Origin of the sequence: Clostridium sp. D5, assembly GCF_000190355.1 — a bacterium.
Classification (GTDB): domain Bacteria; phylum Bacillota; class Clostridia; order Lachnospirales; family Lachnospiraceae; genus Faecalicatena; species Faecalicatena fissicatena_A.
Genome location: NZ_GL870811.1, coordinates 177,301 through 194,078, shown reverse-complemented (window position 1 = coordinate 194,078; position 16,778 = coordinate 177,301). Strand labels below are relative to the sequence as shown.

The following is a 16,778-nucleotide window of genomic DNA, read 5'->3' as shown; positions in this document are numbered from 1 at the left end:
TAAGGCACTAATCTTTCATTCCACAACCTCTTGATTTACAACTTCGGTTATACGTTTACCTTTCGGGCTTTGGTTTGATGTGCAACCTTACCCACCTCATCGCCTTATCAAGTTTCTGTTCGTAGGCTCGTGAACTTTGCTATGCGCTTCCTTCATCCACATCATTACTGATGCCAACTTGCGCTCCGCTACACTTGGCGGTAAATACCCGTGACTAGACTTTCACTAGCTAGATTAGTGCCATGCCTGGCACACACAAAAAAAGTATGCCTTTTTCTGAGGCACACTTTCATAGAAATTTTCAAGAATAAATATTTTACTGTAACCGGGTAACAATTAGGCATTTTAAAGTGTTGCATGCCTCCTATTCTGTCAACATGTTATCCTGCAAAATATTCCCCGCAATTCCAACAATTTTATCATAACAAGCCTCAAAAAACATCTGGTATGCTTCGCAAAGATAATTGGCATACAAGCCAGTATCTGCATTACACTCTCGATTTCTCTGACATCCGCCACGACAAAGCTGATAGAATCTGCAAGTGCTGCATTTTAAATTCAATTTTTGAGACTCTTCAATAAATCCAATCTCCCGGCGGCGCCGATAAATCTGATTAAGAAGATCCGTGTTGAAGTTCCCGATTCTGTACTCATCCAGCATATAGAAATCGCACGGATATACACTTCCATCCGCTTCCACCACATTTTGAATTCCACATACGCCTCTCTGTTCACACGATTCAGCCATATATCCAGCAGCCATCCCAACATAATTTTCAAATTGGCGAATATATGGCTGATTTCCCGCTTGAAGATCCTGATACCACAAATGAAATAATGCAACCAAGAAATCTCCATACAATTCTGGCGTTAGAGAATATTGCATGTTCCCGCGTTCTTCCCGAAGAGGATCCAGGCAGGCGATGTATTGCTGATAACGCCAGCCACGCTCCTTATAGAATTGATATATTTCCGAAATATCTAGTGCCACCTGATTTGTAACAACCGTAAGAATATTATACTCAACCTCATATTCATCCAGCCTTTGTGAAGCACGTAGTATTCTATCAAATGTATCTTTACCATTTCGCGTATGGCGAAATGTGTTGTGAATCTTAGCTGTCCCATCTACAGATAATCCAATTAAAAAATTATGTTCTCTAAAAAAGTGACACCATTCATTATCAAGAGCATATCCATTTGTCTGAAAGACATTCTGTACACGTATATGGTTCTTATTATATTGCTGTTGAAATTCTATGGCCTTTTTATAAAAATTCAAACCGCGTAATGTTGGTTCCCCGCCCTGAAAGGCGTATGTTATTGCACCTTCAGCCTGCAGCATGGTTTTACGTATAACATTTTTTAATGTCTGTTCTGTCATAAAACCATAGGAATGCTGGGTTCGCTTAAATGTTTCATCACGATAGAAACAATAATCACAAGACATATTACACATTCCAGAGGCTGGTTTTATTAATACTTGAATCTCTGACATCGCAACTCCCTTCTTAAGACATAAATTTATATACGTTATAAATGTTAATGAAAATAATTGAAATCATCAATTTAACAAACAAACGGTCTACTGTTCTGTCCTCCATATGTTTGGAGACCGCCCGCCCCAGAATACCACCAGCGACTCCTCCCATTACCATTGCAAGAAATATTCCGAAATGGAGCTCTGGTATTTTTCCGGATATTAAAGAACTCAGCAGACTCGCTATTTGTGAAAAGAAAATAATATATAAAGAATTTTCAGCAGCCTCTTTGCTCGTCATAGAAAAAAAGAAAAACAGTGCCACCAGATTAACTGGACCGCCCCCAATACCGAGAAAGGAGGATAAATTTCCAAGAACCACACCAACAGATATACAACACAAAGGAGAAGTCATTTGATATGTATTTATTTTGTTTTTGAAAAGTGTGTAAACTAACGTTCCCAGCGTAACCAAAATCAGACAGACAGCCTGTATTGCCCCCACCCTGTCGGAATTCTGGATGTTTGCAATCAAGAAAGAAAACAACCATTTTCCTACAATTCCACCTAGTGCAGCACCCATAGAAAGCGGGAATATAATTTTAGAATTTAGGTTTGACCGACAGCTCAACTTGCTTTTCATTACAGAATAAGTACTCATAGAAAGCACCGTGCACCCCGACAGAAAACTTATGGTTACAACATCCATCATCTGGAATGCGTCCAAAAATGGCTTGATTAGGATTCCACCTCCAATACCACAAACCGCACCAACCAGTGAGGCCAGAAAACAGATAGCAAAAAAAAGTAAAAGCAACATGACCGCACCTCTTATTTCTACTTTCTGTTTTGTAGATATAGCAGATTTTGTTGATTTCTGCCTGCGATCAGTTGGTTGTCTTTAACATACCCTTCTTCTCGATTCTGCAGTTCCTGAACCAAGATTTTTCTAAGCATGGAAATACGCTCCTGGTATTTTGGTTCCCGGATTCCATCATGGAGTTCGCTTTTATCCTCTTTCAGATTAAAATACTGTTCTCTTCCACTCTCCATAAACCAGATATATTTATCCTGTTCCGTTACAATAAACTGGTTGCCGATTTCAAAATTATCCCCGAAACCACTGTGCTCCCCGTGAATATATCCCCTCTTCCGGCGTTTCCCGTCCAAGAGGTCTTCTCCGTCTATGGATTCTGGCGGCTCTCCCCCTGATAGTTTTACAATTGTTGGAAGCACATCCTGCAGTTCCATCAAGTCGTCTGATACCGTCCCCCACATACTCTTATCCGGCACACTAATAAAAAATGGAATTCGGATACTTCCCTGATAAGGACGTACCTTTCGAAACGTATGGTGGTCACCCAGTAACTCTCCATGATCAGATGTAAAAAGTATAACCGTATTTTCAGAAATTCCATATCGGTCCAAAGCCATCATAAATCGTCCAATCTGATTATCCACATGTGAAATACATGCGTAATAACCACACTGCGACCTTCGAATCAGATCAGCATCAATTGGACCTGTATCGGAATCCAAAATAAGTCCCTTTTTCTTCCATTCCTCTTTATCTGCCCAGTCCCCAATCACGGGCGGAGCCAATTCTTTATTATCATACATATCAAAAAAACATTGTGGTGCATCAAATGGCGGATGTGGCCGCACATAAGACAAATATAAAAAGAAGGGGCGGCAGGGGTCTTTTCTTCTCAGAAAGTCGATGGCCTGTTCTGTTACCCAGTTGGTTGGATGCAGACTCTCCTCATACATCCAGGGTCTGGTCACCCAGGAATTGCTGTCTATTCCCAGATCGTACAAATCTGCAGCTACGCCTTTTCTTTTTCTCAAATCATAAAAGTAATCATCACAATTTTCCTGATGTTCATAAAAAGGGAGATCCATTGCTCTGTTTGCGGTCAGGTTGCCATCGTGCAGAATGACATTTTGAAAACCCATATAATTTCGTTGTGGGTGAACATGCATTTTTCCAACTGCCTGGGTATAGTATCCATTCTTATCCAGTTCTCCTGCCAGTGTGTTGGGATAGTCCCAAACTACCCGGTCTTCATATCCTACGCGTCCGTGATGTTCCTGCTTCATCCCGGTAAACATCGCGGCACGGGCAGGTACACATGAAGGACATGCTGAGTACGCATTTGGAAAACGAACACCTTTTAATGCAAGTGTATCAAGATTTGGGGTTTTTACATCTTTGTGGCCCGCTATCGACATACAATCCCCCCGCATCTGATCGGTCATAATTAATATAATATTAGGTTTACTCATCGGAACCTCCTTGCCAGATTAAAACTCTCATCTGTCTTTGTTCTGACAGCGTTATAAAGGCACACTGGTTTTCCGCCTTCAAAATAAATCTGTGGCCGTTCAACATTTTGATATTGCTCAACCCCATCTTCCCATTCTACGAGAGTATTGTAAGCAGGTATTTTTTTGTTTAATTTAAAATCACTCAAATCAGCAGACTCTAAAAGTACTGTCTCATCCGGATTACCAGCCAATTCTCCTGTCATGTCTTTGACAAGCATATAATAGCAGCCGTCTTCTTTCCACAAAAAAGGATCTTCAATATTGTACGGCAGAATCGGATGCCCAAAAATTCTTCTATAAGGGCCATCTGCCTGTTCTCCTGCTGCAAGTCCCAGCTTCATTACAATTTCTGGAAGCTGATCTTTCAACAGTGCCTTATAAACCATATGTACCCGACCTTCTTCTGCCCAAACGGTAGGATTTGTTACATAAGTGCCATCCCACGCTTTTGTATTGATGTCTAAAACAGGGTTCCCTGTCACTGGCTGGAAGCCTACTGCCGGATTTTCTGAAACAGCCACCCCGATTCTTTGATTATAACGGCAGATTTCATTGTCATTTGGCAGATCTTTGGTTAGTTCGTTTACTTCAAATTTCGTTCCTGCATAGAATAGATAATACTTATCCCCAACCTGGCAGACAGACGGATTATGCAAAACAGCGCCTCCCCAGTTTTGATGTTTCAATTCTTCCATTTCACCCAGAATCTCAAAAGGACCTTCTGGTTTATTCGAAACGCATTTAAAGATTGTAGAATGCTGAACCCATCCTTGAAATCCATATTTCTTTTCCCATCCTGCTGCAAACATATAATATTTGTTCTGATATTTACATACCGATGCCCCCCATATATACCATCCTGGTTTTTCCAGTACACATCCTCTTTTCGCCGGTGCCAGCCTTTCATAAAACTTCATCTCTTTAGCCTCCGCTTCTATTCTTTAATGCCACCCATTCCTACGCCACCGATAAGTTGCTTTTGTCCTATCAGATAAATAAAAATTGTCGGTACCAATACAATAATCAACGCCGCAAATAACGCACTCCAATCTGTCGCATATTGTTGTACTTCATACAGATTTGCCAGTCCAACCGGAAGTGTCTTCTTGCCTTCAGACTGGATCAATACAAGTGCAAGTGGATATTCGTTCCAGTATGCCATCGCAGAAAGCATTCCCACTGTGACAATTCCTGGTTTTGCCATTGGTACGATAATGCTCGTTAAGATTCTTACTCTGCTGCAGCCATCTATCTTGGCCGCCTCCTCATAGGCAATCGGTATTCCTTTCATAAATCCAGTTAAAAGAAAAATCGAAAAAGGAAATCGAAAAACAGCATACACCAAACTCATGGCAGTCAAATTATCTAGCAGCTTCATCGTATTCATCTGCAAAAACAACGGTACCATAATATAAGTTGCCTGAATAAAAATGCAGCACATAAAAAAATTCATGATTAATTTGGATCCCTTAAACTTGTATCTGGCAAGAACATAAGAAATCGGAATCACAAAAAGCAGGGTCAGTGCTGTTGCCACAATTACCACGTATACCGAATTTAAAAAATAAGCACCCATATTTGCTTTTGTAAACGCTCTGATATAATTATCTATCTCAAATCCTTGTGGAAAAGAAAAAGGATTGGTCAGAAATTCTGTATTACTCTTAAAAGAAGAGATTAAATTCCACCACATAGGATATAAAAATAAAAATGCAAAAAAGATAAGGCAAATTCTGCTGACCCATTTTTTCATTGTACTTTTCATCTAACTGCCCCCTATTCTTTGTTTGTCAGTCCCCTGGATACTACCGAAAGACCAATTGAAATAACCAGTGTAAATATTGCAATTGCCATAGCATAACCAAAGTTAGAATTTGTAAATGCCTGTTGATACATATACTGAAGCAATACGGTTGAACTTCCAGAAGGACCGCCTCCCGTCATAACCTTGGAAAGGATAAAGCTTAGCGCAAGCGTTCCAGATAAAGAAAGGACATATGTAATTCCAATAATATTTCTCAAAAGTGGGAGTATTATCTTCACTAATATTTGAAATTGCCCCGCTCCGTCAATTGTTGCCGCCTCCATTATATCAGGTGAAATTCCATCAATGGCAGCAATATGCATGACCATATAATACCCTGTCGACTGCCAGATAAGCGTCACGCCAATACACCACAACGCTGTTCGAGAATCCCCCAGCCAGGCAAGTGCCAGCTCCTTTAACCCTACATTTATAAGCATGTTATTCAAAGATCCCATGGTGGGGTTAAAAATAAAAGAAAAAATAATACCAATGACCGTCAGTGAAATGATACTCGGCATAAAATAAATGACTCTATAAATACCCTTTTCCTTCAACTTAGTCTGTGTCAAAACAAAGGCAAAAATCAGTGCCAGCAGCACTGTAATCACTGGTATCACCGCCATCAATTTCAATGTGTTTTTCAGTGACAGCAGAAATAAAGAATCCTGAAACATGTATGTGTAATTCTTTATACCCACAAAATCATAGCTTCCGCCCATACCTGTAGAATTGGTAAACGACAGTCTGAATGCTTCAATGGTTGGAATAATCATAAATATAATCGTCAGTACGATCGATGGGATGACACTTAATGAAATAAAAAGTTTCGGCAGTTTAGGTTTTAAATTTTTGTTTTTATCCATACTTTCCTCCTTCATGAGGAAAGTGCCACTCATTAGCTGAACTCAGCTATTTTGCGGCACTCACCTCTCCTCCGTTATTTTAAACTTCTAATTTCTGCAAATGCTCTTTCTATGCTTTGCATCCACTCCTGCACAGTCATACTTCCATCTATAACCTTTGTAAAGCATTTGTGATATAACTCCTGATTCACATCCACGTTGCATCCTTGCGGCAATGGTGCCATATAAACAAGCACCGCTTCTGCACTGTCATAAGCTTCATACATGTTATAAACTTCTTCCTCTAAAACATCTTTACAGATTTCTTTTGCATCCTTCAATGCATAAAGTGCACTTGCATGTTTAGCCAACGATTTTACAGAATCTTCTGTATATAAAAATTTTAAAAATGCCTTTGCTGCTTCTGGATTCTCCGCTTTTGCAGGGATAGAAAATTGCTCACAGCTTGATGCAATATATTGTGTATCACCCTCATTCATTACTGGCATAGGAATCATTCCGAATTCAAATCCTTCTTCACGTGGAGCATCCTTCATTTCATTAACCATCCATGCACCAGAAGGGATAAAGAGTGCTTTCCCAAGCATCATTTCAGTCTGGGACTGTGTATGATTTAATGCAACGGTTCCTTCTAACAGATATCCCTTTTCAACAAGCTCTGGAATCACTTGAAGGTATTCGATCGTTTTTTCGTTATCTGCATATCCTTCTTCGTAATTAGAAAATGCATTAACCGCTTCGTTTCCACCATTTTGTGCCACTGCCGGATACAAGAAATTTCTCATGTATTGCGGGTGAATTCCCGGATAAGCAAGCAATGCTCTTCCCTCTACCGTTTCTCCTCCTACCTCATAAGTGTCTTTTTTCGCAATTTCTCCCAGCTCCATAAATTCGTCCCAAGTCGTTGGCAGCTCCCATCCCTTTTCTTCAAACAGTGTTTTGTTATAAACTAATCCCATTGCACCACTGTCAAAAGGCGCCAGATAAATTTTCCCGTCATCATAAGGTGAGGTTGCTTTGCTACCAATAATTCCATCCAGAAAACGGTCTTTTAAAGGTTCTGTATCCCCTTCCAATGTTTCGTCAAAAATATCCGTCAAATCCATCAACGCTTTTTCTTTTACAAGAGAATCCATTACCCCGCTGGCTTCACCCATATTTAAGGAAATAAAATCAGGCACATTTCCAGCCACAATCTGTGGTTTGATGATTTCTCCAATTTTGGGATTAATGTTCATGTTTACTTTCACATCCGGATACTTGTCCTCAAACATTTTCACAACTTCATTCCAATAGGTATCGCCCATCCCCCCTTGAAACACTGCAATATTAAGTTCCCCTGATACGCTGCCTGTTTCTGCTTTGGGTTCCTCTTTCACTTCTTTTTCTTTGCTATTTCCGCATCCCGCCAAACTAGTAATACACAATGCCGCTGCCAAAATAATTGAAATTTTCTTCCTCATAGGTATCTCTCCTCCATTGATTTTGTATCTTGAATTTATCATATTTTGCATGAATTATACATGAAGTATTCTCTTTTATTTTTGTAATATATTACACCGGTTAAACATATTATCGACAATCTTCATTTTTCATCTTAAGATTGTCCCTATGTTTTTTAGACAAAGTATGTATAATATTAGTAGAAAATACTGTTGTCTAATGAGAGGTACTACTATGAAAAAATTTGTCTTTTCTGTAATTAAATGCACTCGCCGATTAAACATCAGTACGCGTTTGATAAGCTGTTTTTTTCTTGTCAGCATTCTCCCCCTGCTAATTGTTTCGGTGTATTTATGCTCCACCTATTCGAGCGGTATAACCGATAAGCTGGGACAGGCAAACCTTACCGCGCTGCTACAAATCAGCAAAACCATTGATGCCACACTAGAAGATTATCAATATTTGGCCGGTAAATTAAGCATTGATCCCATGGTTCAGGATTTTCTTACTAACAATGGTACACAATCGGGAAAAAATACAGAAGCACTCAGCCGGCATATGAACAGCCTGATTAGTGACACGATCGTGTATCCTCCGTTTATGAAGACAATTAAAATTCTGGATAACCACAATTCTTTTGTATATGATATGGGGTATGACGACATATCCTCTACGGACTATCAAAACATTATGAAACGGATTAATCAGCAAAAACCGGCCGCCAGCTGGTCATATATAAATACTTTTATGGGGCAGAATATCATTATTCTGGGACATCGCATCAACAGTACACAGAATATGAATCACGCCCTTGGTTACACCCTGCTTTTCATTAGTGAACAAATATTTACAAATGATATTCTGTCGGATACTGATTTGGACAACGAATCGACATTAGTTATTTTAAACACAGACGGAAATGTATTGACCTCAAACACCAAAAATGTTGAGCGAAACAAACCTTTTTGCAACAATGAAATTTTAGACGCTATCCAAAATCAAAACACCGAAAATATACGAGACAACTACTTTATTTATCAAGACAAGGACAACTCTTGTCTGGTGGTATATACAAAAAACAAAACCCTTAAATCCTACCTTATTTCATGCATCCCGTTTTCCTATATTCAGGGAGAAGCCTATAAAATCATTCCCACGGTAGCTTTTTTTATCCTTTTAATTGTGGGTGTATGTGTTTTACTTAGCATGCTTTTGTACTATACAATTATGCGCCCTATCAGAAATGCAGTGAAAGTCTGCGAGGATATACGTATGGAACAGCTTTCCTCACGCATTGATATTGATGCAAACGATGAGTTAGCATTTTTATCTGTAAATATCAACCAGATGTTAGATAAAAATCAGATGCTGCTTGCTCTAAATAAAGAAGATGAAGAACGAAAAAGAGTTTTGGAGATTCAGATGCTGCAATATCAGATTAACCCACACTTTTTATTCAACACACTTAGCACTTTAAAATGGATTGCTGAACTTAATCAAGTTCCTGTACTTGAAGAGATGGTTACTTCCTTGTCTGAAATTCTAAAAAGCACCCTGATTTGCCGTGAGGAATATGTGTGCATTGCAGAAGAAATTCGAGTATTAAACTTTTACATCCAGATTCAAAAAGTCCGTTATATACATAAATTCGAAGTACAGTATGAACTGCCCCCCGAACTTCATGAATTTAGAATCCCCCGTTTTATCCTTCAGCCTTTGGTTGAGAATGCCATCTACCATGGCACTTACAGCAATGGACGGATGATTTTGATTCAAATATCTGCTTTTTGTAAAGATGAACAGGTCTTTCTCATCGTTTCCGATAATGGCAGAGGGTTTTCTCCGCTTAGTTTGAGTGATGAAACGAAAAGCAATCATAGTTCCATCGGGATTCAAAATGTGCGTGAAAGGATTTCCAGGGTTTATAAAGGCCGCGGAGATTTTCTGATTGAAAGTGTGCCAGGGGAGGGAACCCGCTGTACAATTATTATTCCTTATTTAAACCATTAGCCAACCAAAAACGGAGGTATAGATGTATCAAATTCTTTTAGTAGATGACGAACCAATGGTAAAAATAGCATTGAAGACGCTTTTACGTTGGGAAGATTATGGATTTTCTATCTGTGCTACTGCATCAGATGGAAAAGAAGCACTTGATTTTATTGATAAATTTCATCCAGAAATCATCATTACAGATTTAAAGATGCCGATTATGGATGGGCTTGAGCTGATTAAGGCACTCAAAAAAATCTGCTATCCGGGAAAGATATTGGTATTGAGTAATTATGGTGATTATGAATATGTTCGCCAGGCACTAAAATTGGGTGCTATAGATTATATGCTAAAAATTAGCCTAAATAAAGATGGGCTCCTGGAACAGCTTAGAACTTGTACAGATCTGCTCTCCATAAAACGGAAAGAATCAGAATTGTCCGCTCCGGACTTTTCATTGAATGAACTCTTTTTGAAAAGCTATTTCACAGATATTGATTTCACCTATGAGAAATTAAAGAATTGCCGGTTCCAGACCGCGAATGCTTATTTTATGTGCTATATTACTCAGCCCTTTCAAAAAAAGTTTACGAACCGAAAGGGAGACGTCCTTCCCTATTCATTCATAAAAAACCTATTGTTGGAAAATTTTAATTACCTGCCTCCAGGCTCTTTTATTCAGATTCATGGAAATAGCTTTTTAATTCTCTATGCCGAACAGAACGCGCAAGAAACAAATCTGAATGCTTGGGAATTAGGCAAACGAATTACCAGTTATTTTTCACAATTTCTATCGTTATCGCTCTATGCTATTGTGACCAAAACCGCTCTGCCTCTGGAAGAACTAAAGGAAATCTGCTTTCAGTGTCCAGAGCTTGCACTCTCCTGGTTTTATGATAATACTTCGCCCGTGTATGCAGACGAACTTCATTTGCATCATAATATTGCTTTTATGGATTATCGTTCCCTGGCATCCGAACTTTTGGACACCCTTTCCAAAACCGATGCTCTCCACTCATTTGAAACCTTACACTTATTTATGGAAAAATGCACAGCAGAAAAAATACATCCAGAAATATTAAAAGGCTATCTTTTCCGGATGTGCAGCTATATGGAACTCTCGCTTGCCACCTCAAACTGTATTGATCTCTCAGCACTTCAGGCCTCAATTGAAGACAGTAGAGATTTGGTGGAGTTGAACCATAACTTAAATGAATTTTTCTGTCAAATGCAACATCTTTTAAAGGGCGACACTCGTTTTTACAAAAAAGAAGTAGTAGAATGTATTCGTTATATTCAAAATCACTATCATGAAAAATTTACTTTAGCCGACCTTTCTGCTTCTATTGGGATGAGTGAAAACTATCTGTGTAAAATTTTCAAGGACGATACAGGCACCAGTATCATACAGTACACACATATTTTACGTATGGAAAAAGCTGCTAATTTGATTCTCGAAAACAATCTATTTCTCTGGGAAATCGCTGAGGCAGTAGGGATTAGCGACCAATTTTACTTTAACCGGCTTTTCAAAAAAATTTATGGAATGACCCCTTCTCAATATCGTGACACAAAAAAGCCGCATTAAATCAGGATAAACCCATAAACTAATAAAATGTGAACACAAAGTTGTCGGTTAATACTCAATTTAAACCATTATAATCTCAAATAAAAAACATCCCCACAGAAATCAATGTCTTAAAGACATTGCATCTTCTAGTGGAGATGTTTTTATCTCGTTCTGTCATAACAAGAAATTTAAGCTATATTGGTAGTTTTCTCGAATTGTGAGTTGTAGAGATCGGCATAGAACCCGCCCTTTGTAATGAGTTCTTCATGGTTCCCCTGTTCTACAATGTCTCCATCCCTCATAACCAGGATCATGTCGGCATCTCTGATGGTTGACAGCCTGTGGGCTATTACAAAGCTGGTTCTGCCCCTCATCAGGGTGTCCATGGCTTTCTGGATCTGAATCTCTGTTCTTGTATCTACGGAACTGGTTGCCTCATCCAGGATCAGGATCTTCGGATCTGCCAGGATGGCTCTTGCTATTGTAAGCAGCTGTTTCTGGCCCTGGGATACGTTGCTGGCTTCTTCGTTCAGCTCCATATCGTAGCCTCCAGGAAGTGTCTGAACAAACCGGTGTGCTCTTGCAGCCTTCGCCGCTTCTATCACTTCTTCATCTGTGGCATCCAGTTTACCGTAACGGATATTATCTTTGATGCTTCCGTGGAACAGCCATGTGTCCTGCAGCACCATGCCGAACATCTGCCGCAGTTCACTCCGGTTGAAGTCTTTGATGTTATGCCCGTCTATCAGAATGGCTCCCTTATTTACATCATAGAAACGCATTAACAGTTTAATCATCGTGGTCTTTCCCGCTCCGGTCGGACCTACGATCGCAATTTTCTGGCCTTCTTTTACTCTTGCTGAGAAGTCATTGATGATGATCCTGTCTTCATTGTAACCAAAGTGTACATGGTCGAACTCCACATTGCCCTGCAGACCTTCCACGGATACCGGATCTGGTACTGTCTGGTCTTCTTCCTCTTCTTCCAGGAATTCAAATACACGCTCGGATGCTGCTGCCGTAGACTGGAGAAGATTGGCTACCTGTGCTACCTGCTGTATCGGCTGGGTAAAGTTTCTTACATACTGTGTGAAAGACTGAATATCTCCCACCTCGATGACCTTCTTTGCCGCCAGATAACCTCCCAGAATTACAACAACAACGTAACCCAGGTTACCTACAAACTGCATGATCGGCATCATCATACCGGATATAAACTGGGACTTCCATGCAGAATCGTAAAGCTTGTTATTGGTTTCTTCAAATTCTTCTATCACATCTTTTTCTTTATTAAATACTTTTACAATGTTATGGCCGCCGTATACTTCTTCCACCTGACCGTTGACTTCACCGAGATATTTCTGCTGCCCGCGGAAATATTTCTGTGAGCGCTTCATAATCATAGATATAAATCCAATGGATAGCGGAAGGATCAGAAGCGCTACCACCGTCATCAGCGGACTGATTGACAACATCATCACCAGCACACCAATAATTGTTGCAACGGATGTGATCATCTGAGTCATACTCTGGTTCAGGCTCTGTCCCAGTGTATCAATATCATTTGTTACCCTGGAAAGCACTTCACCATGTGTTTTTGTATCAAAATAATTCATCGGCATCCGGTTGATCTTCTGGGATATTTCTTTCCTCAGACGATAGGTCATCTTCTGCGAAATTCCAGTCATCAAAAAGCCCTGTACAAATGAACATAGAGCACTGACCAGATACAGGCTCAGGGTAACGATCAGGATCTGCCCGATTTTCCCGAAATCCATACCGTCTCCACCGGATACTTTACTTACCAGGCCATTGAATATCTCCGTGGTTGCCTTACCAAGAATCTTAGGCCCTATTATGTTAAAAATCGTACCGCCAATTGCAAATATGATAACGAAAAACAGCTGTATTTTATATTTGCTCATATATTTAAGCAGCTTTTTTATGGTTCCTTTGAGGTTCTTTGGCTTCTCACCCGGAACCATGCCTTTCATCGGACCGTGTCCGCCCGCAGGTCTTCTGCTTCCTTCTCTACTCATGGCTGTTTTCCTCCCTTCCTTCACTGTCTGACTCCGCTGTCTCCATTCCTGCTTTCAGCTCTTCCTCTGACAGCTGGGATGCTGCAATCTGCTGATATACTTCACACTTTTTAAGCAGTTCCTGATGTGTTCCTATCCCTGCAACCATACCTTCATCCAGAACAATAATCTGTTCCGCATGCAGAATCGTACTGATACGCTGTGCTACAATCAATACTGTGCTGTCTGCTGTTTTTTCTTTCAGAGCTCTTCTCAAAGTGATATCTGTCTTATAGTCCAGAGCAGAAAAGCTGTCATCGAAAATAAAGAGAGCCGGATGTTTTGCAATTGCCCTGGCAATTGACAAACGCTGCTTCTGGCCTCCCGATACATTGGTTCCGCCCTGAGAAATGGTACTTTCATATTTCTGATGTTTCTCTTCGATGAATTCTGTAGCCTGCGCAATTGCTGCTGCTTCCTCCATCTCTTCATCGCTGCCCTCCGGATTGCCGTACATAATATTGGAAGCAATATCACCTGAGAACAGTACGCCCTTCTGAGGCACATATCCCAGCTTATCCCGCAGCTCATGCTGTGTAATATCCCGGATATCAACCCCGTCCAGAGTGATACTTCCTTCCGTTACATCATAGAATCTCGGGATCAGGTTCACCATTGTGGACTTACCGCTTCCCGTACTTCCAATGATCGCGGTCGTCTGACCCGGTTTCGCTGTAAAATCAATATCGTGGAGTACATCTTCACTGGCCCCCGGATATCGGAATGACACATGGTCGAACCTCAGTACACCCTGCGTTTTTTCCGGCAGCTTCTTTGCATCCTTCGGATCATGAATAATTGTTTCACTTGTAAGTACCTCATCCACACGGTCTGCTGAAACAGCCGCTCTTGGCAGCATAATAGAAATCATGCACAGCATCAGGAAGCTGGCGATAATCTGCATTGTATACTGAATAAATGCCATCATATCTCCTACCTGCATCTGTCCGCTGTCAACACCGTGAGCACCGCTCCAGACGATCAGTACGGAGATACCATTCATAATCAGCATCATAACAGGCATCATAAATGTCATAGCCCGGTTTACAAAGAGGTTTGTTCTTGTCAGATCTCTGTTTGCCTTATCAAAACGCTCCTCCTCATGCTTCTCCGTAGAAAATGCACGGATAACGGAAAGTCCGGTCAGGATCTCCCGGGTCACCAGGTTCAGTTTATCTACCAGGGTCTGCAGTATCTTGAACTTCGGCATGGCCACGGTGAAGAGCACCAGGACTACGAGAGCAATCAGAATAACCGCCAGTCCAATGATCCAGGACATGGAAACATTGGTTTGGAATACTTTGTAAATACCTCCCACTGCCATAATGGGTGCATACAATACCAGTCTCAGCAGCATTACCGTCAGCATCTGTATCTGCTGGATATCGTTTGTGCTTCTTGTAATCAAAGAGGCGGTAGAAAAATGGTCAAATTCATTGTTTGAAAATCCGACTACCTTTCTGAAAACCTTTCCTCTCAGGTCACGGCCTGCTGAAGCCCCCACACGGGATGCCATGAATCCTACCAGAATACTGGCTGCCATTCCCAGAAATGCCAGACCAACCATCTTTGCTCCGGTATTAAGAAGGTAATTGTTCTGCAGCTTATCTGTGTCCACATTCAGGCGTGCATATGCATCCTTAATATACCCTTTTGCAGCCTGATCAACCATTGTCTCCGGCATATCGGAAAGTTTATCTTCAATCTGATCCGTCACCTCAGAGCGCTGATCTTCAGGGATCATCTCAAAAAGATCAAATACATTGGCTTCCTCAATCTTTTTAAGCTGGGCATTAATCTGTTCCTGCGCCTGCTTCTGCATCTCCTCCTGCTGCTTTTGAAGTTCAGGATTCATTGCGATCGCAGCTTTCTGCTCATCTGTCATCTGAGAAGCGGCTTCGTCCATCTGCTTTTGTGCCTGCGCCTCAATTGCAGACTTCATATTGTCTTTCATGGAATCTTCCATCTGCTTCGTCATATCGCTTCCGGATTCAAAACCGGATACGAGCAGCATCGGCTTTCCCAGAATAGAAGACAGATCTTCTACTTTAGCCTCATCCTCTGAAATATCACTCTTCAGGACATACACAGAACCATCGTAATCGTATCCTGTATCCTTGTCTTTCAGCTGATAGGCATCTTTCACCGTGTCTGCATCTTTACTGCTGACAAAAAGCAAAAGCTTATCCATATCATCTGCTGCAACCGCACTTGGTATCGATTCATCAATACCGCCCTGCTGAATTCCGACATTTACAATGTCAGAAGTATATCCAGGCAGTGACAGGTCGCAGTATGCCTGTACGATGAGGACTGCCAGAATTGCAATAACTGCTTTCCAGTACATCCCCATATACTTAAATAGTTTCTTCATAATATCTCCCTTTCTGCATTCATAATCATGTCTATCGTTTTAGTCCGGAGAGTTCTTTTTCCTGTTTTAAATTCTCCTGCATCTGAAGAAGAAGTCTTCTAAGCAGCATCTTCTCTTCCTGGCTCATGCCATTAAACATCAGCTCATCCATCTGTTTCGCCACTTTTTTCGTGTGCTCCAGGCATGCCTTCCCTTCTTCCGTAGGACTCAGGCGCATAATCCGCTGGTCTTTATCATCCGGCTTACGCCTGATGTATCCCAATCTTTCCATCTTACCGATTGCCGCGGTGATGGACGGCGGAGTTACGTTCATTTTCGAGGCAAGCTCCCTCTGGGACATCTCTCCAAAATGTTCCAGCATAAACAGAATTCCAGCCTGACCTATCTTTAAATCATACTGGTCAAACAGCAATTTTGCCCGATTCATGCTCATATGCATAATCTGACTCATAATCCCAACCGTAGGGATGTGATTGACATCACAATTCATGTAAATCTCCTTTCCCGGACTCTGTATTCTAAATCCGCAAACTAGTTAGACGTTTAACGATTATATTAGTAGTATTATATAGAAATGTCAATATATGGTTCTACATTTCACAGTTTTTTAATAATTTTGCCCGATAAACAATTAGTTATGTGAATTAATGGTTGGGAGGGGCGCGACGTGAAAGGTGAGCCGGAGGGGCTGTGCATGCCATTTCAATATCCTGTCCGTGCGCTAAGAATCCGTAGGGGAAAAAACAGGGAATATGAAGGGTGCTTGCCGCAGTTGGCCCGAATGCCGATGCATTCGCGCCGCCGGCGGCAACAGAATTTGCCTGGGAAGGCAAATTCTGCCCT

The 16,778-nt window shown here is 40.9% G+C and carries 12 protein-coding genes; 2 read left to right on the top strand and 10 right to left on the bottom strand.

Annotated features, from left to right (window positions below):
• Positions 1-364: 364 nt before the first annotated feature.
• The 7 genes from HMPREF0240_RS09165 to HMPREF0240_RS09135 form a co-directional block, all read right to left on the bottom strand.
• Positions 365-1,498, bottom strand: a complete 1,134-nt coding sequence (locus tag HMPREF0240_RS09165; protein ID WP_009003159.1) for an anaerobic sulfatase maturase — start codon at positions 1,496-1,498, stop codon at positions 365-367.
• Positions 1,499-1,511: 13 nt separating this feature from the next.
• Complete coding sequence (locus tag HMPREF0240_RS09160) at positions 1,512-2,300, bottom strand: sulfite exporter TauE/SafE family protein (protein ID WP_009003158.1); 789 nt, start codon at positions 2,298-2,300, stop codon at positions 1,512-1,514.
• Positions 2,301-2,317: 17 nt separating this feature from the next.
• Positions 2,318-3,766 carry an arylsulfatase gene (locus tag HMPREF0240_RS09155; RefSeq protein ID WP_009003157.1) on the bottom strand — a complete coding sequence of 483 codons (1,449 nt, stop codon included), beginning with the start codon at positions 3,764-3,766 and terminating at the stop codon, positions 2,318-2,320.
• Positions 3,763-4,725, bottom strand: a complete 963-nt coding sequence (locus HMPREF0240_RS09150; RefSeq protein ID WP_009003156.1) for a glycoside hydrolase family protein — start codon at positions 4,723-4,725, stop codon at positions 3,763-3,765. Before HMPREF0240_RS09150 ends, HMPREF0240_RS09155 begins: the two co-directional genes overlap by 4 nt.
• Positions 4,726-4,742: 17 nt before the next feature.
• A complete protein-coding gene (locus HMPREF0240_RS09145) occupies positions 4,743-5,573 on the bottom strand; it encodes a carbohydrate ABC transporter permease (protein ID WP_009003155.1) in 831 nt (276 codons plus the stop codon).
• A gap of 11 nt (positions 5,574-5,584) precedes the next feature.
• Positions 5,585-6,478: a sugar ABC transporter permease gene (locus tag HMPREF0240_RS09140; RefSeq protein WP_009003154.1), complete on the bottom strand. Its 894-nt coding sequence runs from the start codon at positions 6,476-6,478 to the stop codon at positions 5,585-5,587.
• Between the two features lie 74 nt (positions 6,479-6,552).
• On the bottom strand, positions 6,553-7,941 hold the full coding sequence (locus HMPREF0240_RS09135) for a carbohydrate ABC transporter substrate-binding protein (protein WP_009003153.1): 1,389 nt from the start codon (positions 7,939-7,941) through the stop codon (positions 6,553-6,555).
• Positions 7,942-8,155: 214 nt separating this feature from the next.
• On the opposite strand from HMPREF0240_RS09135, the gene HMPREF0240_RS09130 reads away from it, so the two are divergent.
• Together HMPREF0240_RS09130 and HMPREF0240_RS09125 are read left to right on the top strand one after the other, a co-directional pair.
• On the top strand, positions 8,156-9,931 hold the full coding sequence (locus tag HMPREF0240_RS09130) for a histidine kinase (protein WP_035312835.1): 1,776 nt from the start codon (positions 8,156-8,158) through the stop codon (positions 9,929-9,931).
• A gap of 22 nt (positions 9,932-9,953) precedes the next feature.
• Positions 9,954-11,501, top strand: a complete 1,548-nt coding sequence (locus HMPREF0240_RS09125) for a response regulator (RefSeq protein WP_009003151.1) — start codon at positions 9,954-9,956, stop codon at positions 11,499-11,501.
• Between the two features lie 170 nt (positions 11,502-11,671).
• Here the strand turns inward: HMPREF0240_RS09125 and HMPREF0240_RS09120 are convergent, their stop codons facing one another.
• Genes HMPREF0240_RS09120 through HMPREF0240_RS09110 form a run of 3 tightly spaced genes read right to left on the bottom strand, consistent with a single transcriptional unit; the run spans position 11,672 to position 16,425 of the window.
• Entirely contained in the window at positions 11,672-13,522 is a 1,851-nt protein-coding gene (locus tag HMPREF0240_RS09120) for an ABC transporter ATP-binding protein (RefSeq protein ID WP_009003150.1), read from the bottom strand.
• Complete coding sequence (locus tag HMPREF0240_RS09115) at positions 13,515-15,935, bottom strand: ABC transporter ATP-binding protein (protein WP_009003149.1); 2,421 nt, start codon at positions 15,933-15,935, stop codon at positions 13,515-13,517. Before HMPREF0240_RS09115 ends, HMPREF0240_RS09120 begins: the two co-directional genes overlap by 8 nt.
• Positions 15,936-15,966: 31 nt before the next feature.
• Entirely contained in the window at positions 15,967-16,425 is a 459-nt protein-coding gene (locus HMPREF0240_RS09110; RefSeq protein WP_009003148.1) for a MarR family transcriptional regulator, read from the bottom strand.
• Between the last annotated feature and the right edge of the window lie 353 nt (positions 16,426-16,778).

Coding starts and splice junctions, on each gene's coding strand:
- HMPREF0240_RS09165 (WP_009003159.1), bottom strand. CDS start 1,498: ATGTCAGAGATTCAAGTATTAATAAAACCAGCCTCTGGAATGTGTAAT.
- HMPREF0240_RS09160 (WP_009003158.1), bottom strand. CDS start 2,300: ATGTTGCTTTTACTTTTTTTTGCTATCTGTTTTCTGGCCTCACTGGTT.
- HMPREF0240_RS09155 (WP_009003157.1), bottom strand. CDS start 3,766: ATGAGTAAACCTAATATTATATTAATTATGACCGATCAGATGCGGGGG.
- HMPREF0240_RS09150 (WP_009003156.1), bottom strand. CDS start 4,725: ATGAAGTTTTATGAAAGGCTGGCACCGGCGAAAAGAGGATGTGTACTG.
- HMPREF0240_RS09145 (WP_009003155.1), bottom strand. CDS start 5,573: ATGAAAAGTACAATGAAAAAATGGGTCAGCAGAATTTGCCTTATCTTT.
- HMPREF0240_RS09140 (WP_009003154.1), bottom strand. CDS start 6,478: ATGGATAAAAACAAAAATTTAAAACCTAAACTGCCGAAACTTTTTATT.
- HMPREF0240_RS09135 (WP_009003153.1), bottom strand. CDS start 7,941: ATGAGGAAGAAAATTTCAATTATTTTGGCAGCGGCATTGTGTATTACT.
- HMPREF0240_RS09130 (WP_035312835.1), top strand. CDS start 8,156: ATGAAAAAATTTGTCTTTTCTGTAATTAAATGCACTCGCCGATTAAAC.
- HMPREF0240_RS09125 (WP_009003151.1), top strand. CDS start 9,954: ATGTATCAAATTCTTTTAGTAGATGACGAACCAATGGTAAAAATAGCA.
- HMPREF0240_RS09120 (WP_009003150.1), bottom strand. CDS start 13,522: ATGAGTAGAGAAGGAAGCAGAAGACCTGCGGGCGGACACGGTCCGATG.
- HMPREF0240_RS09115 (WP_009003149.1), bottom strand. CDS start 15,935: ATGAAGAAACTATTTAAGTATATGGGGATGTACTGGAAAGCAGTTATT.
- HMPREF0240_RS09110 (WP_009003148.1), bottom strand. CDS start 16,425: ATGAATTGTGATGTCAATCACATCCCTACGGTTGGGATTATGAGTCAG.